13 protein-coding genes and 3 pseudogenes are annotated in these 22,607 nt (G+C 55.4%); 12 read left to right on the top strand and 4 right to left on the bottom strand.

Annotated features, from left to right (window positions below):
• Window positions 1-140 precede the first annotated feature (140 nt).
• On the bottom strand, window positions 141-860 hold the full coding sequence (locus RBB82_RS24040) for a transposase (protein WP_433975633.1): 720 nt from the start codon (window positions 858-860) through the stop codon (window positions 141-143).
• Between the two features lie 335 nt (window positions 861-1,195).
• On the opposite strand from RBB82_RS24040, the gene RBB82_RS24035 reads away from it, so the two are divergent.
• The 7 genes and pseudogenes from RBB82_RS24035 to RBB82_RS24005 form a co-directional block, all read left to right on the top strand.
• Window positions 1,196-4,066 carry a sensor histidine kinase gene (locus tag RBB82_RS24035; RefSeq protein WP_433975632.1) on the top strand — a complete coding sequence of 957 codons (2,871 nt, stop codon included), beginning with the start codon at window positions 1,196-1,198 and terminating at the stop codon, window positions 4,064-4,066.
• Window positions 4,063-4,689, top strand: coding sequence for a response regulator (locus tag RBB82_RS24030; RefSeq protein WP_433975631.1), 627 nt, complete (start codon window positions 4,063-4,065; stop codon window positions 4,687-4,689). The genes RBB82_RS24035 and RBB82_RS24030 overlap by 4 nt, the downstream gene beginning before the upstream one ends.
• Before the next feature lie 137 nt (window positions 4,690-4,826).
• Window positions 4,827-8,009 carry an efflux RND transporter permease subunit gene (locus RBB82_RS24025; protein WP_433975630.1) on the top strand — a complete coding sequence of 1,061 codons (3,183 nt, stop codon included), beginning with the start codon at window positions 4,827-4,829 and terminating at the stop codon, window positions 8,007-8,009.
• Window positions 7,999-9,222, top strand: a complete 1,224-nt coding sequence (locus RBB82_RS24020; protein ID WP_433975629.1) for an efflux RND transporter periplasmic adaptor subunit — start codon at window positions 7,999-8,001, stop codon at window positions 9,220-9,222. Before RBB82_RS24025 ends, RBB82_RS24020 begins: the two co-directional genes overlap by 11 nt.
• A gap of 31 nt (window positions 9,223-9,253) precedes the next feature.
• Window positions 9,254-10,660 (top strand): efflux transporter outer membrane subunit, encoded by a 1,407-nt coding sequence (locus RBB82_RS24015; protein ID WP_433975628.1) that lies wholly within the window; start codon window positions 9,254-9,256, stop codon window positions 10,658-10,660.
• A gap of 481 nt (window positions 10,661-11,141) precedes the next feature.
• Window positions 11,142-12,872 (top strand): coagulation factor 5/8 type domain-containing protein, encoded by a 1,731-nt coding sequence (locus RBB82_RS24010; RefSeq protein WP_433975627.1) that lies wholly within the window; start codon window positions 11,142-11,144, stop codon window positions 12,870-12,872.
• A gap of 679 nt (window positions 12,873-13,551) precedes the next feature.
• Window positions 13,552-13,692 (top strand): annotated as a pseudogene (locus RBB82_RS24005) (IS6 family transposase); the annotation flags it as partial.
• Window positions 13,693-13,794: 102 nt separating this feature from the next.
• Here the strand turns inward: RBB82_RS24005 and RBB82_RS24000 are convergent.
• Complete coding sequence (locus RBB82_RS24000; RefSeq protein ID WP_433975626.1) at window positions 13,795-14,352, bottom strand: FtsX-like permease family protein; 558 nt, start codon at window positions 14,350-14,352, stop codon at window positions 13,795-13,797.
• A gap of 49 nt (window positions 14,353-14,401) precedes the next feature.
• Here RBB82_RS24000 and RBB82_RS23995 point away from each other — a divergent pair.
• The 4 genes and pseudogenes from RBB82_RS23995 to RBB82_RS23980 form a co-directional block, all read left to right on the top strand.
• Window positions 14,402-14,653: pseudogene (locus RBB82_RS23995) on the top strand (IS6 family transposase); the annotation flags it as partial.
• Window positions 14,616-15,341 carry a hypothetical protein gene (locus RBB82_RS23990; RefSeq protein WP_433976024.1) on the top strand — a complete coding sequence of 242 codons (726 nt, stop codon included), beginning with the start codon at window positions 14,616-14,618 and terminating at the stop codon, window positions 15,339-15,341. The pseudogene RBB82_RS23995 and the gene RBB82_RS23990, both read left to right, overlap by 38 nt.
• A 1,008-nt stretch (window positions 15,342-16,349) precedes the next feature.
• Window positions 16,350-16,718 (top strand): hypothetical protein, encoded by a 369-nt coding sequence (locus tag RBB82_RS23985; protein ID WP_433975625.1) that lies wholly within the window; start codon window positions 16,350-16,352, stop codon window positions 16,716-16,718.
• A gap of 97 nt (window positions 16,719-16,815) precedes the next feature.
• Window positions 16,816-17,106: pseudogene (locus RBB82_RS23980) on the top strand (IS110 family transposase); the annotation flags it as partial.
• Window positions 17,107-17,280: 174 nt separating this feature from the next.
• Here RBB82_RS23980 and RBB82_RS23975 read toward each other — a convergent pair.
• On the bottom strand, window positions 17,281-20,256 hold the full coding sequence (locus tag RBB82_RS23975) for a Tn3 family transposase (RefSeq protein ID WP_433975624.1): 2,976 nt from the start codon (window positions 20,254-20,256) through the stop codon (window positions 17,281-17,283).
• Window positions 20,257-20,399: 143 nt separating this feature from the next.
• On the opposite strand from RBB82_RS23975, the gene RBB82_RS23970 reads away from it, so the two are divergent.
• Window positions 20,400-20,957 (top strand): recombinase family protein, encoded by a 558-nt coding sequence (locus RBB82_RS23970; protein ID WP_433975623.1) that lies wholly within the window; start codon window positions 20,400-20,402, stop codon window positions 20,955-20,957.
• Between the two features lie 166 nt (window positions 20,958-21,123).
• On the opposite strand, the gene RBB82_RS23965 is transcribed toward RBB82_RS23970, so the two are convergent.
• The gene (locus tag RBB82_RS23965; protein ID WP_433975622.1) at window positions 21,124-21,783 is read right to left on the bottom strand and encodes a hypothetical protein; all 660 of its coding nucleotides are present in this window, start codon (window positions 21,781-21,783) and stop codon (window positions 21,124-21,126) included.
• Between the last annotated feature and the right edge of the window lie 824 nt (window positions 21,784-22,607).

Below are 22,607 nucleotides of genomic sequence, written 5' to 3'. Positions count from 1 at the left end.
TGTTTGTAAGTTAGCTAAGGAGATAACGGGCTGTTTGCCATTGTGTGTATGACAACCACATTATCCTTCTGGTCTAACTTGAATCACTTTCAGGATGGGGGCCAGTACCTGGTATGGCACGTGGACGTATTGTTTGAATGTTAGTCATCGAGGAGCACGTGGTGTTGCATATCAACGGCAGTCTGAATGTTGTACGCCGGGAGAGCTTGCTGACGAACCAGCATAAAGCCGGCCTCTGGCTCGGGATTTTGCTTCAGCTTTTCAAGTGCGGCTTGCAAAGCGGATTGATCGATCTTCGTCTCTAGCTCTGTGTCTACCTTCTCCAAGCTGTCGAGATAACGCTGTAACGCGACCCTTTCTCGGACGGCGTCGATGCTGGCTACCGCGCGAAACTTGGAGCCGTCGATGATCCACTCGCCACGGATCAGACCGCAACTCTTCGCAAAACGGACGAGTTCCGCGCCCGCCGCTATCACTGCATCGTGGTGTATCCGTCGGAACTCAGCGATGCTCTTATGGTCTGGATACAACCGTCCCAGAAGCCACATCAATTCGACGTTTCGACGGCACTCAGCTTCCAAACGACGCGACGAGCGGATCTGGTTCAGATAGCCGTATAGAAAAAGCTTCAGCAAATCACGCGGATCGTAGCCAGGTCGACCTGTCTCAGCGGCCTGAGCGCGTTCGAAGCCAAGCTTCGACATCGTAAGCTTTTCGACAAATGCGTCAATCACGCGGCACACATGATCGGCTGGCACAAAGTCGTCGAGTACTACGGGGAACAGCGTTCCCTGATCTCGCCCTCGCCTTGGATATAACCCATAAGAAGAGATGCCTCCGTAGCAAGGCAATCTTCTCATCTATCTCTGTTTAAAAGGCAGCAGTAGCACAACCACGAAATTATTTTCTAACTGCGTAGGAGCTGAGCCGCTCTCATGCCGTTGAAATTACTGCACCCGTGGTGCGCTCATGGAGGTTAGTTGATTTTCAGTACTATTTTCCTTGGTCCCTTTTTCCCACTTTGTAAAGCTAGCCGCGTCATTGCTGCATCTTCGTTGCAGATACGTCGCCGCTATAGGAAACGTCGGTTCGCACGCCTAACGAGGCGTCATCTGAACAATGGACGAAAAGAAGTATTCGACACAGCATCAAACACTGTTGTTGCTCTTACTTTGCGCCCCATACAATCATCTTGATGAATCGCCTGCCTTCATGGACCGTCAACAAGGTTGCGCGAATGTGTATGGCGGGATTGTTTCTCCTGACAGAACAGATATCAGCTCAGCAGTTCTCTGTCACGAATTGGGGGCATAAGGATGGGCTGCCTTCTACGACGGCGTATGGTATTACCCAAACGACAGACGGATTCCTCTGGATCGGTACCGGGGATGGACTCATCCGATTCGATGGCTTCCAGTTCATTCAACCGGAGTTGCCAGGCGTGGGTATCGGGTCACTAGGGCAGGTCACCGCCGTGGAATCCACAAAATCGACCGATGTTCTCTTGATTGGGACAGCTAGCGGACTATTGATCAGTTGGAGAGGGGGTGTGAAGATAAGCGCTATGCTTGGATCTCCTATCGAACATATTGAGGAGCTAAGCGATCACACTCTTCAGGTAGAAACCCGCAATAAAGTCGTCCGGCTGATAGAGAAGGATTTTTCAACGATTTCATCCGCTCCTCGGAGCGAGTTTCCCATGACTGATGCAAGTCATCTCGCGGTTAGCAAAGACCGAACGGGCGAGCAGTCACCTGCTGGAAAAGCGCTGATCGCAATTTCAAAGGAAAGAGCACTGATCCGAAAAGTCCTACGTGACACCAGCGGAGCCACATGGATAGCAACTGAGAACGCCGGACTCTTCAGAATTCCGCAGAATGGAGAGGTGCAGCGCTATACCCACTCGACGGGACTTCCAAGTGATCACATCTGGGACATTTTCGAGGACCGAGAAGGTAACATCTGGGCGGGCACTCAGAATGGCCTTTCCCGCCTGAGGCAGGATAAGTTCATCACCTATACTCTTCGCGATGGATTATTGTCGGACATCGCCAGTTCGTTGACTCCTGCTCGGGAAGACGGAGTGTGGGTTGGCTCCCGGTCAGGACTTGAGCACTTCGCTGGCACAGCAGCCCCGCATAATGTGTTGCTCAAGGGGACGCCCATAACCGGTTTGCTTCCAATCAAAGATGGCGCTCTTCTGATCGCCACGCACACCGGAATCCGGAAGCTCTCCCGGGGTGACATCGGTCAGCTACAACCGTTCCCCAACACGGCGCATATTGAGCAAATGGCTGAATCGGAAGCCGGTGATCTATGGCTGTACGGACAGCAGGCTGGTTTGTGGCACTCGAAAGACAACTCAAGTCTAGAACACATTAACGAGCCCTCGCTGGCCGGGCAGACTATTACCAGCTTGCGAGGCGGCCAGCGAGATCAGGTTTGGCTTGGACTCGAGAATGGCGATGTAATCCTGCGCCCACCCGCAGGCTCCCACATCTTCACGTCCGCGAATGGATTGACCGGTGGAGCGATTCGGTTCTTGTCATCGCAGCCTGATGGGACTTTGTGGGTAGCCTCCGATAATGGGCTCGCCTACTTCGATGGGGAACGGTTTCGTCACTGGGATCACGAGTCCGGGCTTCCTGGGAACCGATTGATATGGACTCTCCCCGACCAGCGTGGAAACCTCTGGCTTGGATACAGCACGGGTATCGCTCGACTCAGCGTCAGCGATTTATTACACACTTCTCCAGAGACCCGACAACTGCAATATGACTTCTACGATGACGGCGATGGATTGAAGAGCAATCCGGAGGCATACGGCAGCGGGCCGGTCGCTCTCTCGTCTGATGGTCGTCTCTGGGTGTCCATGTCTGAGGGCATCGGTATGATCGACCTCGCTCGTATGCGCCGTAACTCGGTTGCCCCGCCGGTTCACATCTTGGGTCTCACTGCTGACGGACGAAGCCTGACTCCGGCAAACGGTCTGAAGATTGCTCCGCATACACGGAACCTGCAGATCTCCTACACTGGTATTAGTCTCTCTGAGCCTCGCAAAGTGCGGTTCCGATGCCGTCTGGAAGGGTTTGAGCCTGGTTGGCAGGATGCGGGAACAAGGCGCAATGCGTTCTACACAAACCTGCGTCCCGGCCATTATCGATTTCGAGTGCTCGCAGCGAACAACGACGGAATATGGAATGAAACGGGAGACAGCATCTCGTTCGAGCTCCTGCCTGCCTTCTATGAGACTCTATGGTTCCTTGTACTATGCGTACTCTTGATCTCGTCGTTCGCGTTCGTGCTGCATCGCCTGCGTGTACGATCGGCCGCGAGGGAACTCCAGTCCCGCTTTGAAGAGAGGATGTCAGAACGCACTCGGATTGCCCAGGACCTCCACGACAATCTCGTCCAGGAGATGATGGGCATCAGCCTGCAGTTGGAGATCGCAGATGAGGTGACGCCTCCCGGATCTACCGCGAAGGGTCCACTTCGGCGCGCTCTGGATTTGTCGCGCACGGCGCTGGCGAACGGCAGGAGTGCCCTGCACATCCTCAGGCAGAGGCCTTTTAGCAACGCGGATATCGAAAGTACGCTGAGAGATACGGTTCAGAGCATGACGGGATCGCAAGAGATCATACAAATTACCAGCTCCGGAAAAGAACGCCCGATCCAACCCCTTTCAGGAGAGGAGATGGTACAGATCGTACGTGAAGCGCTTAGAAATGCCATCCGGCATGCCGGCCAGAACAACGTTGTCGTGAGATCTGAGTATGGAGATCACTACTATCAATTTACAGTCCACGACAATGGCCCGGGAGTCAGCGAAGGCATTTTGCAAGGAGGCAAGCCTAGCCATTTCGGTATTCCCGGCATGCGAGAGCGGGCCGCGCGCATCGGCGCAGCACTCACTGTGAGTTCATCGCCTTCTACCGGCACGCAATGGACTCTGCGTGTCCCAGCGCAGATTGCATATGAATCGCAGGACAGAGTGCCCCATTATCCGTTACTCCAAAGACTCCGAGGATCACTTAGCAGACTTTCGGGAAGAAAGGATCGGCGATGAATCAGAAGCGCATTCGCGTATTTTGCGTGGACGACCATCCGATCGTCCGTGATGGGCTGGCCGGCATATTGCTTCTTCAGGCTGACATGGAACTTGTGGGGGAAGTTGGTTCAGGGCAGGATGCGATCGAGCTCTATTCCGCGTTGCAGCCCGATGTATTACTTCTCGACCTACGCCTGCGCGACATGTCGGGATACGAAGTCATGGAGAAGATCTTTACAACATTCCCCAAAGCGAGAGTTCTCATTCTTACCTCGCTCGAAGGCGATGCAGATATCGAACGTGCCCTTGCCCTTGGCGCCAGTGGTTATGTCGTCAAAGGCACTGGCCGCGATGAACTGGTCCGTGCGATACGGTCGGTCCATGCAGGCAAGAAACACATTCCGGCTGAAGTCGCACAGCGACTGGCAGAACATCTTGCCTCGGAAAAGTTGAGCCCCCGTGAACTTGAAGTGCTCACCCTTATGGCTCGTGGCAAGCGGAATAAAGAAATCGGTGCGGAGCTATCCATCGCCGAAGACACTGTCAAAATGCACGTCAAGAATATCCTCGCGAAGCTCGAAGTAAACGACCGCACAGAAGCAGTCACGATTGCTATGCGCCGCGGCATACTTCATCTCTAGCCTTCCCGATACACCCATTCGGGTGTATTGACTTACACCTACATTCGCGTGTCAAAGAGGGTTCGACTCCCTCTAACGTTAGTCCTGAAGATAACGCATGGATTCCTTCACCACCTCCATGCACTACGAGGACTGCGATGTGGATTGTTAAAATAGCGCTCTCACGCCCTTACACCTTCGTCGTTCTGGCGTTGCTCCTGTTTCTAGTGTCGCCGGTGATGATTTTGCGCACTCCTGTGGACATCTTTCCGTCCATCAATGTGCCGGTTGTCAGCATCATCTGGACCTATACCGGGCTTGTGCCGGCGGAGATGGAAAACCGCATCACCTCCATCTACGAACGCGCTCTAACGACGACGGTCGACAACATCGAGCATATCGAGTCGCAATCCCTGAATAGTGTTGCCGTTGTAAAGGTGTATCTCCAGCCGAATGCGAATGTCGATGGGGCAATCGCAGAGGTCATCGCAGAAGCTCAGGCTACGCTGAAACAGTTGCCGCCCGGCATCACTCCTCCCCTGGTTATCCGCTATGACGCATCCACGGTGCCGATCCTGCAATTGGGATTGAGCGGACAGGGCCTCTCCGAGCAGCAACTGAACGATCTTGGCGCGAACTTCATCCGCCCACAGCTCGCAACGATTCCGGGAGCCGCCGTGCCCATCCCCTATGGAGGTAAGGTTCGACAGATCATGGTCGATATCGATTCGCAGCAACTGACCGCGAAGGGGTTGTCGGCTACCGATATCGTGAATGCCGTGAATGCTCAGAACGTCATCCTTCCATCTGGCACCGCGAAGATTAACTCGACGGAATATAACGTCGGCCTCAATGGCACACCCGTCACAGTAAAAGAACTCAACGACCTCCCGGTGAAGTCCGTGAACGGGGCAGTCGTCTACTTGCACGACGTTGCCCATGTACGGGATGGATATGCCGTGCAGACGAACATCGTGCGGCAGGATGGGCAGCGCGGCGTTCTCCTCAGCATTCAGAAGGCAGGTAATGCATCAACTCTGGCTATCGTCTCTGGCGTGCGTGCTTTGCTTCCTCGGATCGCGGCCTCAATGCCTTCCACACTGGTCATGCGGCCCCTGCTGGATCAATCCATCTTTGTACGCGCTTCATTGCAAGGCGTACTGCGCGAGGGTCTGATCGCCGCGGGATTGACCTCCATCCTCATTCTCATCTTCCTCGGGAGCTGGCGTAGCACGCTCATCATCTGCATTTCGATTCCTCTATCGATCCTTATGTCGGTGCTGATCCTCAGCGCGCTCGGAGAGACGATCAACATCATGACCCTCGGGGGACTTGCGCTTGCGGTGGGCATTCTGGTCGACGACGCTACGGTGGAGATCGAAAATATCGAGCGTCAACTCGGGCTAGGCAAAGATCTTCGTCAAGCTATTCTCGATGGCGCTCAGGAGATCGCAGTACCTGCGTTTGTATCGACCCTGTGCATCAGCATCGTCTTCGTCCCGATGTTCTTCCTGAGCGGCGTGCCAAAGTATCTCTTCGTTCCATTGGCCGAGGCTGTTGTGTTCGCTCTCCTTGCGTCTTATTTCTTCTCACGCACCATCATTCCAACGCTCGTGATGTTCCTCATACGGAAGGTAGTTGAGCGGAAACGCAGCGGCGCCTCCGAGTTCGAGTCGAGCTGGTTCGCCCGCCTGCACCATCGTTTTGAGGCAGCCTTCGCCAGGCTTCAGCGGGGCTACTCTTCTCTGCTCCAACTCTGTCTGGATCATCGTGCCATCTTCGCTGCCTGTTTCGTCCTCTTCTGTCTGGCGAGCGTTTCCCTTGTCCGTGTGTTGGGAAATGACTTCTTTCCCACCGTTGATACTGGGCAATTCCGCCTTCATGTACGCGCCAAGACCGGCACTCGCATCGAAGAGACCGCCCGTCTCACGGACCAGATCGAGCGTTCCATTCGAAGTAAGATTCCGGCCTCGGAACTGAGCGGGATACTGGACAATATCGGCCTTCCCACCAGCGGAATTAACTTGTCCTACAGCAACGGTGGGACCATCGGCAATGCAGACGCAGAGATTCTGGGTTCGCTCGACACGAAGCACCAGCCAACGGCAGATTATGTCGCTCGCCTGAGAGATGAGCTTCCGAAGGAATTTCCTGGAACCGAGTTCTTCTTTCAACCAGCAGACATCGTGAGTCAAACGCTGAACTTCGGGCTCCCTGCCCCTATCGACATCCAAATTGTGGGCAAAGACCGAATTGGGAACTTCGCACTCGCTTCGCAGATCGCACAGGGGATGAGGGCGATTCCTGGAGCGGTGGATGTGCATGTCCAGCAGCTTATGGACCAGCCCCGTCTTCAGTTTGATTTGGATAGGGTGCGTGCCCAGCAACTTGGATTGACTGCCAGAGACGTATCGAGTGGTTTGTTGATCTCGTTGAGTTCAAGCTATCAGACCAGCCCAAACCTATGGCTCAACCCACAAAACGGCGTCTCCTACAACATCGCAGTCCAGACACCTCAATACAAGGTGAGCTCGCTCGACAACCTCCGCACGATCCCGATCACCGGGACCGATAGCGGATCGACGCCCCAGCTCTTCGAGAACCTGACCAGCATGCGCCGGATGGAGGAGCCTGCCGTCGCAAGCCACTACAACGTGCAGCCGGTCGTCGACGTCTATGCGAGTGTGCAAGGTCGCGATCTTGGTTCGGTCGCTTCGGAAGTAAAGAAGATTACAGATAGGGCAACGGCTCAGCTTCCCAAAGGCAGCTTTCTCGTGACCCGCGGTCAGGTTTCGACGATGCATTCCTCGTTCGTAGGCCTGTTCGGGGGGCTGGCTTTCGCGATCGCTCTGGTCTATCTGCTTCTCGTCGTCAATTTTCAATCCTGGAGCGAGGCCTTCATCATCATCACCGCTCTGCCAGGAGCGCTTGCCGGAATCTGCTGGATGCTGTTTCTTACCCATACCTCACTGAGCGTCCCCGCCCTGATGGGAGCGATCATGAGCATCGGCGTGGCGACCTCGAACAGCGTGCTTGTAATCACCTTCGCGAACGAACATTTTGCGGAGAACAAGAATGCTCGGAAGGCGGCACTCGCGGCAGGAGCAACTCGATTGCGGCCGGTCATGATGACGGCTCTCGCAATGATCATCGGCATGGTTCCGATGGCGCTCGGGCTCGGCGAAGGCGGGGAACAGAACGCTCCGCTGGGACGCGCTGTCATCGGCGGTCTACTCTTTGCAACGGTAGCAACTCTGTTCTTTGTGCCCACGGTTTTCGCGATCGTTCGCAATCGATCTGGAGCAGGTCTCACCTCGGAGGAGGCATCCCATGGAAAATAGAAACTCTGTACCACCGGCCGGAGCTGGAGCGCCGTCAACGAACCTTCACAATAGTGAACGCAGGACACCAGGTACCAGATTGCTGTGGTTTCTGGTGATCCCTGGCCTACTCTGCGTTCTTGGCCTGATCACCCTGCGAGGGCGATCTCACAGTGACAAAGTGCTCGCCGCGAATACTCAGGCATCGATGGCTACGACCGTCGATGTGATTCAGGCAAATCAAGGAGAGGCCTCCGATGAAATCGCGCTGCCCGCAACGCTTCAGGCATACGATGAATCTCCTGTGTACGCTCGCACCAGCGGCTATATCCGCAAGTGGTACGTGGATATTGGACAGCATGTGAAGAGCGGCCAACTGCTCGCGGTGATCGATGCACCGGAGGTCGACCAGCAGCTCCTGCACGCCAGGGCGATGCTCAGCCAGTCACAGGCCAATCTGACCCTGGCAGCCATCACCGCAAAACGCTATCAGGAGTTGATCAAAGACAATTCCGTGGCCCAGCAACAGGTGGACCAGAACAATCAGAACCTTGCTGCCCAGCAGGCAACCGTCGCGGCTGCGTCCGCAGATTTGTCTAACCTCGAACAGCAGCAGATCTACGAGAAGGTGGTTGCCCCCTTTGATGGCGTCATCACTGAGCGGCATACGGATACTGGCGACCTAATAAACGCAGGTAATAGCGGAACCGGTGCCGAACTGTTTCGCGTCTCGAAGACGAGCACGATGCGAATCTTCATCCCGGTGCCAGAAGGATACAGTCAACAGATTCATGACGGCATGCACGTCAATGTAGAGCTTACAGAATTGCCTGGTCAGCGCTTTGATGGCCAGGTGACACGAAGCACTCGGGCAATCAATGTACCGTCGCGTACGCTTTTGGTTGAGGTCGATATTCCCAATCCCACAGGGAAGCTCATGCCTGGCGCCTATGGGCAGGTTCACATTAAATTGGCAGTTCCCAGCCGTCCATTGCTCGTTCCTGCAGGAGCCATCTTATTCCAGGCCGCGGGACCGCAGATAGCAGTCGTCAATGCGCAACATAAGGTTGAACTTCGCAAGGTGACGATTGGCAACGACCTCGGCAATACCGTCGAGATTACCGGCGGCATCACGGCTCAGGACACCCTTATTGCCAATCCTCCGGACTATCTCGTGAATGGGATGCCGGTCACAGTTCAAAAGAGCGGCGGCAGCACAAAAGGACAGGCCTGACATGCGTGAACAAACAGCAAACTCATGCTTCTTGGCAATCACGACCCTGTGTGCCTCGGGATTGCTGCTCTCGGGTTGCACGGTGGGTCCGAACTACCGGCGCCCGGCCGTACCTGCTCCTCCGGCCTATCAGGAGCCTGCGCCGTCTTCCGACAAGGCAGCGGTCCCGTCCCCAGCCGCGTGGTGGGAGGTCTTTCATGATCCTAAGCTGAACGAGCTCGAGACTCAGGCGGAGAAGGCAAACCGGGACATCGGCATCGCCGTTGCTCATGTGGACCAATCGGATGCAACCAGGCGCTCTGTACGTTCCAACCTATATCCCACCGTAGCGGCTCAACCTTCAGTTTCACGCACTCGTGAGGCGCAACAGCGCCCCAACAACGGCAATACAAATGGGCTGGCAGCGACCTATAACGACATACAACTGCCGTTGACCATGAGCTATGAGATCGACGCCTGGGGACGCGTCCGGCGCATGGTGCAATCGGCCACAGCCGCGCAACAGGCAACACAGGATGACCTTCTCTTCGTCAAGCTGACGGTCGCGGCCTCCGTCGCAACCGACTATTACCAACTTCGCGAAACGGACGCGGAAGTTGCCATCATCGAGAAGACAGAAAAGGATTTGCAACGCGGATACGACATCACTGACGATCAGTTTCGACACGGACTAATCAGTGAGCTGGCAGTCAAGCAGGCACAGACTTTGCTTGACCAGACCCGTGCTCAACTCGAAGGGCTGCATATCCAACGCGACCAACTGGAGCACGCCATCGCTGTACTGGCCGGCCAGACGGCCGAAGGTTTTCATATCAGTCCGGACGTGGTGCCCATCGACCTGCCACATATCCCTCCCGGACTGCCGTCCGATCTTCTCGAACGCCGGCCAGACGTCGCCTCCGCTGAGCGTTCGGCGGCTTCGGCGAGTGCGCAGATTGGAGTCGCGAAGGCCGCCTATTATCCGCAGTTTTCGCTGACGGGTTTCGCTGGATATGAAAGTAGCAACCCAGCTTCGCTCCTCAACTGGCAGAATTCGATTGCATCGCTCATCGGATCGGCTGTCGCGCCGATTTTTACAGGCGGCAGACTGCGCGCCAATGTAGACCAGGCGCAGGCTATCTACCGCCAGTCAGTCCTGCAATACGAGAAATCCGTCCTCGTTGCCTATGGTGACGTGGAGGACCAACTGGCAGCCATCCACTATCTTGCCCGTCAGTCGCAGGCCGAAGCAAACGCTGTAGCGGATGCAAAACGCGCTGCTGACATTGCGCTGAACCAATATCAGGCCGGCTTGGTGAGCTATCTGGACGTGGTTGTTGCCCAACAGACCCTGCTTACAAACGAACAGACCGCCACGCAGGTAAAGGGCGCTGAGGCTGTGTCTACGGTTGCGCTCATCCGCGCGATGGGAGGTGGCTGGAAAACGTCGACTCCATAAGCGTCAGTGCTGCGACGGAATGCGTTCCATTGTCGTCAACCTAACAATAAGAGTCGACTTCATTGCTCTATTTTTCATGTATCGGTCTTGCGGGGCGATTGATCTCTTCCGACACGCTCAAGTTGGTTCTTCGCACCGCAAGATTACTGTCTATGTCAGGTCCCGCTCACGCCCGAAGCACATCGAAAGGATGGCCTCCTATCTTGCACCGTATGGGAACAGCGATGCTATCAAGGTAGCGCGGGAACATGACGCAAAGGTCGAAAGGGTCCTGACTGCAGGGGCAAAATAAGCTGTGATCGGCGCCTTCCAGAAGAAAGACGGGAAGTAGGGCCAGCTACGAGCCGGGGCCACGCGTCGAGTTTCGTAACAGTCTCGAAAAGGGCGGCGTCGAGTAGCTCCTATAAGCTCAGGAAACTGTTAAGACAAGTGTTTGTGTAATGATGGCACCGGCGGTTTTATGTTCGGTTTGAGGTGCTTGATGAAGGGTTGGCGGTTGAGAGCTAAGGGCTGGCTGGCGGTTTGGGTGGTCGCGGGTTCGGTGGGAACATTGCGAGCCACTGGGTCCAAGGCTCCTGAGTTTGGGCCGGATGTAATGGTTTTTTCGCCGACGATACCGATGGCGGAGATTCAGGCGCAGATTGATAAGGTGTATGCCGTGCAGCAGCACAACGAGTTCGGCAAGGAACGGAACGCGTTTCTGTTTCTGCCCGGTGAGTACAAGCTGAATGTGCCGATTGGGTTCTATACGCAGGCGCTGGGGCTGGGAAATTCGCCGGACAGCGTGCACATCGCGGGCAATGTGCATGTCGATGCGGCATCAAGGAACGACAATGCGACGACGACGTTCTGGAGGAGCGCTGAGGGTTTCTCGGTGAGTCCTGTGGGCGGCACGATGCAGTGGGCGGTGTCGCAGGCGGTGGCGTTTCGCCGGATGCATGTGAAGGGCGACATGCTGCTGAACCAGAAGCACGGCTGGGCGAGCGGCGGGTGGATGTCGGATACTGTGGTCGATGGAAATGTAGGGTCAGGGACGCAGCAGCAGTGGATCTCGCGCAATTCAGAGTGGGGGAGCTGGACAGGGTCAAACTGGAACATGGTGTTCTTGGGGGTGACGAAGCCTCCGGCGGGCGAGTGGCCGCAGCCTCCGTATACGAAGGTGGCGGAGACTCCAGTGGTGCGGGAGAAGCCGTTTCTGGTGGTGGATGCGAAGGGGCGATATGGGATTCGCGTGCCTGCGCTGCGGACGAATAGTTCAGGCGTGACATGGCACGGTGGAAAGACGCCGGGTGCGACAATTCCGTTGGCGAAGTTCTACATTGCGAAGCCGAGTGATACCGCCACGGCGATGAATGCAGAGCTGGCGAAGGGAAAGAATCTGCTGCTGACTCCGGGGATCTACGAACTGGAGAACGCAATTCATGTGACGCGTGCGAACACGGTGGTGTATGGGTTGGGGTTCGCTACGCTGAAGCCGGTGAACGGGACGGCTGCGCTGACGACTGCGGATGTGGATGGAGTGATTGTCGCCGGGTTGTTGATTGATGCGGGCGAGACGAAGTCTCCCGTGCTGATGGAGGTTGGGCCGGAAGAGAGCAAAGCGAGCCATGCGAAGAATCCGATCTGCCTTGAAGATGTGTTCTTTCGCGTGGGTGGTGCGAAAGTTGGACGCGCAGGGGTGAACCTGCGGATCAACAGTAACGACACGATTGTGGACCACACGTGGATATGGCGCGCGGATCACGGGCGGGGCTCAGGGTGGGAGAGCAATGTGAGCGCGAATGGGCTGGTGGTGAATGGCAACAAAGTGACCGTATATGGGCTGTTCGTGGAGCACCACCAGGAGTTTCAGGTGCTGTGGAATGGGAATGGCGGACGAACGTATTTCTATCAGTCGGAGATTCCATACGATCCCCCGGACCAGAAGAGCTATACGAGCGCTCCGGGGACAAGTGGATGGGCGTCGTACAAGGTAGCGGATAGCGTGACGAGCCACGAGGCGTGGGGGTTGGGGATTTACAGCGTCTTTAGCAAATCGGACGTATTGTTGACGCGAGCGATCGAGGTTCCAAAGACGTCGCAGGTGCGCTTCCATGACATGATCACGGTGGCGTTGGGCAATCTTGGTTCGATCGACAACGTGATTAATGATGTGGGCCGGCCGACGTCTGTAAAGCCGAGGGTGACTCCGAAGGTGACGAACTATCCGTAGAGCAGAGGATTCAACCACGAGCGGCCGCACGAAGGATTGAACAACGAGACGCCTGGCACTCTGTATCAGCCCAGCTCTACGGTGTTTCCGTGCACCCCTGATCGGGTAGGTCTTTCCGAAAGGCTTACTAACGTGGAGAGTCAACAATAGTGGCGATATCAGTCGGCACAAGGACAGGGTCTTCATCAGCGGGTCTTTCGTTTCGAGGATCTCGGTTTTGAACTGGTAGCGGAAGAGTTATTTATTTGAGCATCAGGCTAGACAGTTACGCACCAAGTCGGGCAGTATGGTGTACGTCATTTCGACCTCCCCATATGACCCAGATGCCGACATGCAACTTGCCTGCGCGAAGACGCATGGGGAGTCGATTGAGATCAAGATCCGCGGCGACCAAGCCGATCGATTTACCTCAGGAGAGTGCCAGGCCCCATGCTAGACCCAAATATTCCAAACTTCATTGCAGAACAACCAATGCAGAGCACTACTAACCGTCGACTGCTTTGAGAGGACATGGCGCAGGCTCGCTGCGCAGATGTTTGTGCTGGGCCTCGTGGCCGGGATTTGTTTCGTGGGTGGCCGTCGAGCGATGGCCCAGAAGACGCCCAACTTTGGCCCCAACGTCTTTATCTTCGACCCGAGCATCTCGAACTCGGCGATACAGAGCAAGCTGACTTCGCATGCCTTGCGTAAAGGACAAGCAAAACTCTGGATGCTATCGGCAGGAATACGAGGAGAGGTTCGCCTGGTCGAGCGCGCCTTTGGACTCGGGCCCTCCATCATGACTGAGGCCATGCTGCAGTTGCAAGCCGCATTCGCTTAAATTCCGCCATCTCTATGCCAGACTCTCTCACTCTCATTTTTCCTTCAATTTTTTGCAACAGCGCCCAATTTCTACATCGTGGAAGGATGAACCAAGGCAGGACTACTCGTAGCGTAGGGCTTCCATAGGGTTAACCTTGGAGGCTCGGCGGGCTGGGAGGTAACCGGGGGTGAGAGCAACGACAAGGAGTACGGCGATGGCGAGGGCGAGGTTATTGGGTTCGGTGGGTTTGAGACCATACAGCATGGTGGCGACAAGCCGTCCCGCGGCGAGGGAGATGACGGTGCCGATACCGATGCCGAGGACGACAAGCCGAACGATCTCGCGCATGACCATCCAGCGCACACTCGACCGTGCGGCGCCGAGAGCCATGCGGATGCCGATCTCGTTGGTGCGACGGCTAACAATGTAGCTCATCAGGCCATAGATACCGATGGCGGAGATACAGACGGCGAGCAGGCCGAAGAACGCAGAAAGCTCGGCGACGAGGCGCTGATTGGTGATAGCGCGATCGACGACGGCGTCGAGCGTGGTGATGTGGCTGATGGGAAGTGTGCGGTTGATGGAGTGGATGGCCTGCCGCACGGCTGTGGAGACGGCATTGAAGTCGCCCGTATAGCGCACTCCGAGGCCATCGTAGATCGAGGGGCTCTGGTGCAAATAGCGAGATGCCGTCGGATAGAGTGGTCTTTGTGATTGAGGGCTGACAATGGGCAGGCTGAGAAACATCGAAGAGTTGTTTGCAGGACGGCACTTTGACCGCGAGGTGATCCTCCTGTGCGTGCGTTGGTATTTGCGCTACAAGCTCAGCTTCCGTGACTTGGTGGAGATGATGGCCGAACGAGGACTCCAGCTTGCCCATACGAAGATTCTGCGCTGGGTTCGACGGTATACGCCGGAGTTCATCAAGCGATGGAATCGCTTTGACCGCTGCACTGGCCGCTCGTGGCGAGTCGATGATTGCCGCGGGAGTGCCCATAGATATGGATGTGGCCCTTCAACAGGATGGCTCGCTCGTGGCTACGAGAGTTTCGGCAATCAGCACGGAAACGACAAACCTGACTGTAGCCACCGGACCGTTGATATTAGTCTCCAACTCCACACCGGTCGCGAATCTCATTGGGGAGGCACAGCAAGGCTATCTGCCCTCAGGACTCGGCGGATTTGGCTATGTCAATTTCGGCAACTCACAGTTCGAGCCTTCGGACCAATTCAAAAATCTGGCGTCCCTTCCCTTCAAAGCGACTTTTAACTCCGCGACTGTAGTGCCCGGGCAGAGCGTGACTATAACAACACAAGCGACGGCCAACATGCCCGACCCTCTATATTTTCCACTGACTACCATGATTCTGCGGCCGCAAACGATCAACGGTACGATTAGCGCGATCTCCAGCGAGGGCGGGTTCACCGAATACACTGTGACGTTGGCCCCATACGATCTGTTCCCACAATTCGCCGTGCAGCCGGGGCAGACGACGCTGCTGACAGCTCCGAACACGGTTGTGGTTTACGCCGACAGCAACACGCAGATGCTCAACAAGAGTTCGGCCGCCGCGGGCAGTATCCTCCGCTTTTACGGGTTGGTATTCAACGACAACGGGACCCTGCGTATGGACTGCGGACAGATTAACGACGGAGTTACCGAATAGGTTCCATATCGAGGTAACGTGCATCGAGTCTGACTAACTGAGCCGTTGGGGAACGTGAACAGACTAAGCCACTCATCGAACTCAGCCTGAGCCGATCTTTGACTATTAGTCCTGTGAAACGTGCTTTCCGTTTGCCAATCCAGCCTGACGTCTCAGCACTGGACCCGAGTTCCCGGAAAGTCGAGCGGCAACTTTAGCGACTCCCGGGAAACATGCAGCCTCCACACAGCTTGGCGAGTGGGGTTCGTAAAGGTTTACCGCACCGCTCACGTGGGGGACCATAAAGCGATAGCCGGTGGTGCATCACTGCCGCCTCATGACAATCCTTCATTCCGGTCAATTGCTCGTAGCGATTCCGTACCGGCGCGAATAGCTCGTGTAGAGGGGTCATCGCCAGCGGCAGCGAATGATCTTCTCGTATTCTCTTGGCGCCCTTGATCGACTCACTGTAGAGTTGGGCCACCTGACCCTATACAAAGAGAGCGCGTTTGGAAGTTCATCAACGACTATTCTCACAACACCACATTGAATCGTTCTCTTCTCATTCCAGATACCAGCGAATGCAAGGTTGTTGTTGCGGCATGCCTAAAAGCAGTTGAGAACTGGAACCCAACCTACTACAGCGATTTGCTCGAAGCCGTGCGATAGAGGCAAAACAGGAACAGGTGTTGCTTCGTCGGCATCATCTGGGATACTCTTTGTATATGGCTGGACGTGCTGACCTGCGCAAGGACACCGACTATGAAACGCGCTTTCGGTGCGCCGGGGGGATCGGCATTCTCCGGGAAGAGGTATGGGTCAACGTTGAGGGCGAAGTCGTCCGATACAACCTCGCCTTTCTCCTACCCCACATAACCAGAGTGGACAAAGGTCGAATACTTGGCTTTGATAACGCTCACGGCGTTCATGAGCGTCACAGCAACGGGGATGTTCGACCAGTGCAGTTTAGAGGGTATTTGGCGACAGCGAAGCGTTTCTACCGAGAAGTTGAGGCTATCAGGAGAAGCTATGAAGACTAAGGTGTTTACCGACGGAATTGATGGACACGTTCAGCGCTCACTTGACCGTGCCTCTAAACGAGAGAACGGTGAACGGCTAGAGGCGGAGAAAATCATCACCTTCGCTGATCCTCTAGACATGATGGAGTGCCTGACAGCCCAGCGTGTGCGGATTTGCCAGGTCGTCCGGACGAAGCGGCTTAGCATTTCGGCACTGGCACAAGAGTTGGGCCGCAACAGGGGTTCAGTGACCAGAGATGTGAACAAGCTGAAGGGATTTGGTTTGCTACGACTTCGTGAGCAGGTAAACCCTGGGCATGGCGTAGTGCAGATCGTTGAACCAGTTGCGCAAAAGTTCCAAATGCGCGTAGCGGTATAAACGCTCGGAACAGTGTCTCTTCCGGGCGTTTGAGGCGAGCAAGGTAGTGTTCGTGATTGCGACAGGACGACGTATTCGTAAATTGCGAGGTTATGCGATGACGTTGGTTCGGCAGAACGACGAACTGCGACAGCGATATGCGCTTCTGACAAGCATCCCAGGCATTGCTCAAATAAGCGCTATTCAATTGCTCGGAGAACTCTGTGCACTCTCATCGGATATGACCGTGCGCGAGTGGGTCGCCCACAGCGGGCTCGATCCCGTGCACGAAGTTTCCGGCACCTCGGTTCGGAAGCTATCGCGCATGAGCCGCGCTGGTAACCGTCACCTGCGCCGTGCCCTCTATATGCCTGCTTTGGTTACTTCGCGTTGCGATCCACGAATGAAAGCTTTCTATGAACTGCTGCATAAAGCGCGGCTTCAGGCGTTGGTTGCGGTAGCGCGTAAGTTGCTTCATGCCATCTACGGTGTTCTCCGCAGCAAGACTCCATATGATTGGCGCAAACTCTTCCCATCACTTCTCCAAAACGGGGGCACCTCAAGAAAGGGAAATTTATGTACGCTAAGGGCCGCCGGAGCCGTTTCGGGGGCCTCGGAGAGGTCTGAAGCCGCCTTTGGCTACCCGTTTATTCGTGTGCCAAGTGTAATCGCCGGTGAGATTGATGTGCTCCCAGCCGAGCGGGGAGACGTGCTGGAGCAAGGCTTGCTCAACCTGCCATGATTTTGTCATCTGTCCTGTTGCGCGTCCGAGGTAAACGGTATTCCAGAGCGTGATCGCAGCCACAACTAGGTTCAGCCCGCTTGCGCGATGGCGTTGATTTTCGAAGGAGCGGTCACGGATTTCGCCGAGCCGGTTGAAGAATACCGCTCGTGCCAGCGCATTGCGGGCTTCGCCCTTATTTAGACCGGCGGTGACACGCCGCCGCAGTGCCGGATCTTCGAGCCACGCCAGCATGAAGAGAGTTCGTTCAATTCTTCCAATCTCGCGTAGAGCGAGGGCAAGGCTGTTCTGGCGAGGATAGGAGCCGAGCTTGCGCAGGATCAAGGACGCGGTGACGGTACCGTGCTGAATGGATGCGGCCAACCGAAGGACCTCGCTGAGTTGCTGTCCGATGATCTTCGTATTGATGGATCCGCCGATCATGGAGTCGAGCGCTGACCATTGTGCAGGCTTGTCCGGCACATAAAGACGTTTGTCAGCCAGGTCGCGTATGCGAGGTGCAAAGCGGAAGCCGAGCAGGTGACACAGAGCGAAGACGTGATCGGTGAAGCCGGCGGTGTCGGTGTAGTGCTCCTCGATCCGTAGTTCGGACTCGTGATAGAGCAGGCCATCGAGCACATGCGTCGCATCCCGTACAGTCGCGTTGATGACCTTGGTGTGGAAGGGCGCGTACTGGTCGGAAACGTGAGTGTAGAAGGTAACGCCGGGATCATTTCCGTATTTTGCGTTCACTTGACCGGCCGCTTCACCGCGGCCGCCCGCGCGGTAGCGCTGGCCATCAGAAGATGACGTGGTTCCTTCGCCCCAGTTCGCGGCAAACGGAATGCGATGCTGATGATTGACGACTTCGGCCAAGGCCTTCGAGTAGGTTTCATCGCGAATGTGCCATGCGACTAACCACGATAGCTTGGCAGGGCTTGTGCCAGGGCACGATTCGGCCATTTTACCGAGGCCGAGATTCGTTGCGTCAGCCAGAATAGCCGTTAACAGGAGCGATGGATCTTTCACCAGCTCGTTCGATTTGAGATGAGTGAAATGCCGCGTGAAGCCGGTCCAGCGGTCCACTTCCATCAGCAAGTCCGTGATCTTGACGTGTGGAAGCATACTACTGAGGGCATCCCGAAGGGCTTCGGCCTCCTTTGGAACGCTGTTCTCAAGCGGGCTGATCTTGAGTCCCGCACTGTTCAACTCTGCATCTGGCAGTTGATCTTCGCGAGCGAGAGCATTCGTTTGATCGAGAGCACTGCGCAGCAGCGACATCCGCTCTTCGATGTACGCAGCGGCGTTCGTAGGAATAGTGACGTGGATCTGGCCTTGTGCGAGCCTGCGATCAAACTCGGAGTGCGGCATGAGGTAGTCCTCGAAGTCGCGGAACTGGCGGGAGCCAGCTACCGATACATCGCCCGAGCGCAGCGAATTCTTCAACTCAGCCATGACACAGAGTTCGTAAAAGCGACGGTCGATGCCTTCAGGACCGAGCACATACGACTCCCAACGTCTGCGAATGAAGCCTAAGGGTGCGCGCTCGGGCACTTTCCGCAGACCGTCTCGGTTCATCTCCCGCAGCATTTCAACCGCCTCGACCAACTCGCGTGCAACCGGAGTGGGACGAAGTTGAAGAGTCTCGATCAACGCGGGGGCATAGCGCCGAAGCTGAGGATAGTGCTCTCCAATGAGTGAGAGCGCATCGAAGTCCTGATCCCGCGCGAGTTCCGCCGCCTCTTTCACGCTGGCAGAGAAAGAGTCCCAGGGTACGATCGCTTCAATTGCCGCAAACGGGTCGCGCCCTTGCTCCCGGGCATCGACCAGAGCCGCGCCAACTCTTGCGTAGAGCCGAACCTTATCGTTGATGGCTTTGCCCTGTTCGGCAAAGGCTCGTTCGTATTTGTTCTTCGACTTGGTAAAGAAACTGCCGATCAGTCGGTCATTGAGGTCGATGATTTCGTCGATCAGCGTCGCCGCCGTTTCTATCATCAGCGCGACCAGCGTGCCGTGACGCCGAGCCTGCTCGTACTCCTTGAGTTGATACACCGCAGTTTGGCCGGCTTCACGGGCGAGCTGCAGGAGACGGTTCTGATGCAGTTTATGACCTACCTCCAAAGAAAACCCAAGATCCCGGATTGCATTGAGCCGCTCGATATGGCCGAGTACGGCTCTCGGGGTGGGCGCTCCCGGCGGCATCCGTAACCAAGAGAGCGTACTGTACGGGCTTCCCTCGCGTTGTTCCAGTAGTTGATCCAGCTTGGTGCGCTGTTCAAGGTTGAGGTCCTCGGTGAGAAGAGCGAAAACCTTCCTCTGTGCACGTGTCATCGTTTCGGCACACAGACGTTCGATCACCGCAACCGGAGGAAGAACGATCAGCCGTCTCCGAAGCTCATTTACAACGGTTTGCGCGAGAACGCTCCCCCGCGTCGTCTGCAAGGCTGTCGGATCAAGCCAGGCCGAGATGGATCGGTAGTGCCTGGTCCCGAACTGCTCCATTCCCAACCGAGGCAGCAGCTCAAGCAGATGGCTTCGCCGCGTCGCATCGCGCTCCGCATAGACATCCCACACATCGACCGGAATTCCGAGCTGTCCGGCGACAATATCGAGAACAGGACCGTGCGGCCTTTCGTCACCCGCCAGCACTCTTCCCGGGTAGCGGAGATAGCTCATCAGCACCGCAATGCCGAGGCGGTTGTGGTCCCCGCGATGCTGTCTGACAAAGGCCAGATCAGTCTTCGTCAACGTGTACAGGCGAATCAGCTCTCCCTCATCCGTTGGGAAGGCGAGCAGTTCAAGGCGCTCTGAAGAGGTCAGCAGCTCGCGACGGGGCATGATCGAGGAGTGTAGCGAATACGGAGGTTTTCAGGACAATGGCGCTCCGCCCCAGATCCCAGCCATTTCGCTGCTCAGAAGTGTCTCACAACTTATCTTGAAATCTGTGTCCGAAATATCCTTGCCTTGCTAAGATTTGGGACATGCGAATCGGCTACGCACGAGTCTCGACCGAGGACCAGACACTTGACCTGCAAAATGACGCCCTGAAGCGCGCCAAATGCAGGGAGGTTTACGAAGAACAAGCCAGCGGAAAGAACACCGGAAGACCACAACTTGAAGCTTGCCTCAAGAGTCTACGAGAAGGCGACACCCTCGTCGTGTGGCGCCTTGACCGGCTCGGACGAAATCTAGCCGACCTGGTGAAGCTCATCGCAGAGCTCGAACTGCGGAACATCAACTTTGAATCGCTGACAGAAAAGATTGAGACAAGCTCTCCGACAGGTCGGCTGGTCTTCCATGTCTTCGCCGCCCTGGCCGAATTCGAACGCAACCTAATACGTGAAAGAACCATCGCGGGTCTCACGGCTGCTCGCGCTCGTGGGCGCAAGGGAGGCCGCCCCGTAAAGCTGTCGCCCAAGGAGATAAGGACCATCCGGGCATTGCTAAAAACCGCCGACATGCCTGTCGCCGAGATCGCTGCCCGCTTCGGCATAGCCCGTTCCACGCTCTATCGCGCCATACTCAGGCCCGCAGTTTGACCCAAGAAACACTCAGAAATGCGCGCCCCCACGCTCTTAGCGTACATAAATTTCCAATTCTTGAGCTGTCCCCAATGAGCTCAATCCCGACGTCGGGGTATCTGTGATATCGGCGCTCCAAGTTCAAAAGTATAGAAAGTAATAGTCTCTCTAAGAGTTGGTCAAGTTAGTTTTCAAAGGAACAACCAAGCGATTGGGGATCAGGATCGTCGATCTCAGTGCCCTGCAGGCTATCTTTCCATTGCAGTAAGGGGAACAAGGCGGCTTTCACTTCAACTTGTTTGTCTGCAGACTCCTTACCGTCGACTGAGTCATTTTTGTCTTGATCTTTCCATATGGCATAACGGATTTTCTGCACCGTCTTACCACGGAATATCTCCGCCTTGACGGCTTCAATGGAACTGCTAGCTAAAGGCGGTGCTGGAAATTGATAATCGGGAAGATTGACAACTATCTTATCTTCAAGGAGAGCCTTCATTTTGCTTAACTGTTCGGTGGTCTCCACTCCTTCCAAGATTTTGAGTGTTGCGGTCCGTTCGGGCAATACTTGAGACCTCTTTTCCATATGAAAAGAGCCATCTGAGAGAACCAATAAACATCCGGACAGCGTGACCCGTGAGGGCTGGGAAAGCTCAATGTTGGTCCATCCGATTTTCAACAATACTGTTTGATCATCGGAACGTTGGGGCCGTGCCGTAACCGTGGAGAAAAGTAGAAAGCCGATAAGGCTTGCTATCCTGGGCGTAGTTCTCTGTTGGACAGACTCAGTAATCGCGACCCGTGAAACTGCCCTGGTTGAAGTCTGTATAAATCCGTCTCCCTGCATAAGAGTCCTCCATACAATTATGGGCCTATTGTAACTATTGAAAATGGGAAGCCATTGTCGACGAATTTGGTGCAAGCTGTATTTGCATATCTTGGTCCTGAAGCGCAGGTTTGCGAATAATGAGTTGCGTCTATGGGAACTTGGTAACATTGATTGGAACCGCAACTTCCGCCTGCAGACGTTGGAAATCTTTTGTAGTCGCTTAGTACACATCCGCCAAAGAATCCCCAACTGGCTTCAAGTGTAAAAAGACTCCCGCTGACCGTGCAGGTCGGTGCCAGCAATGGAAGTGGGGTGCCACTCACTGTAGCGGTCGTATCACCCACTGTGATGACTTTGTTGCGAATTTGCACATCTGGCCCTGGACCTTCCCAGGCGTAGGAATCCGGGTATGTCACTGTTCCGCCCTGTTCGAAGAGCTATAGTTGTAATAATCCTCATAGAGGGTGGGTTTGCCTGGACCTGAAGGAAGGTCGGTAATGTTGGAGATTGCAATATGTTGTGAAGTAGCTGTATAGGTTGTCCCAGCTTGGCTTGTATGGTAAGAACAACCTGTGCGTAGCCTTGTCCGGAATGGTCGATATATCCTTGTGCGGCAAGCCTATTCCCAGAACTGTCGTAAATTGAACATTGCACGTCTGCTTCGTAGTCGCCATCATCCTCTACTGTCTCGCAAGTTGCGGTAATGATATTAGTAGATGGATCGATGTCGATGGTCGTGCTACCGCCTAGCGTCTGCGCGTTAAGACCACGAGTAAGAGTAGTGGCAATTAGAAAGAAGAAAATCTTTAAACGTTTCATCGCCTTCTCCGAATTCTCTGCTT

Origin of the sequence: Tunturiibacter lichenicola (genome assembly GCF_051013355.1) — a bacterium.
Classification (GTDB): domain Bacteria; phylum Acidobacteriota; class Terriglobia; order Terriglobales; family Acidobacteriaceae; genus Edaphobacter; species Edaphobacter lichenicola_F.
The sequence above is the reverse complement of the archived record's forward strand: the minus strand, read 5'-3'. Positions and strand labels throughout refer to the sequence as shown.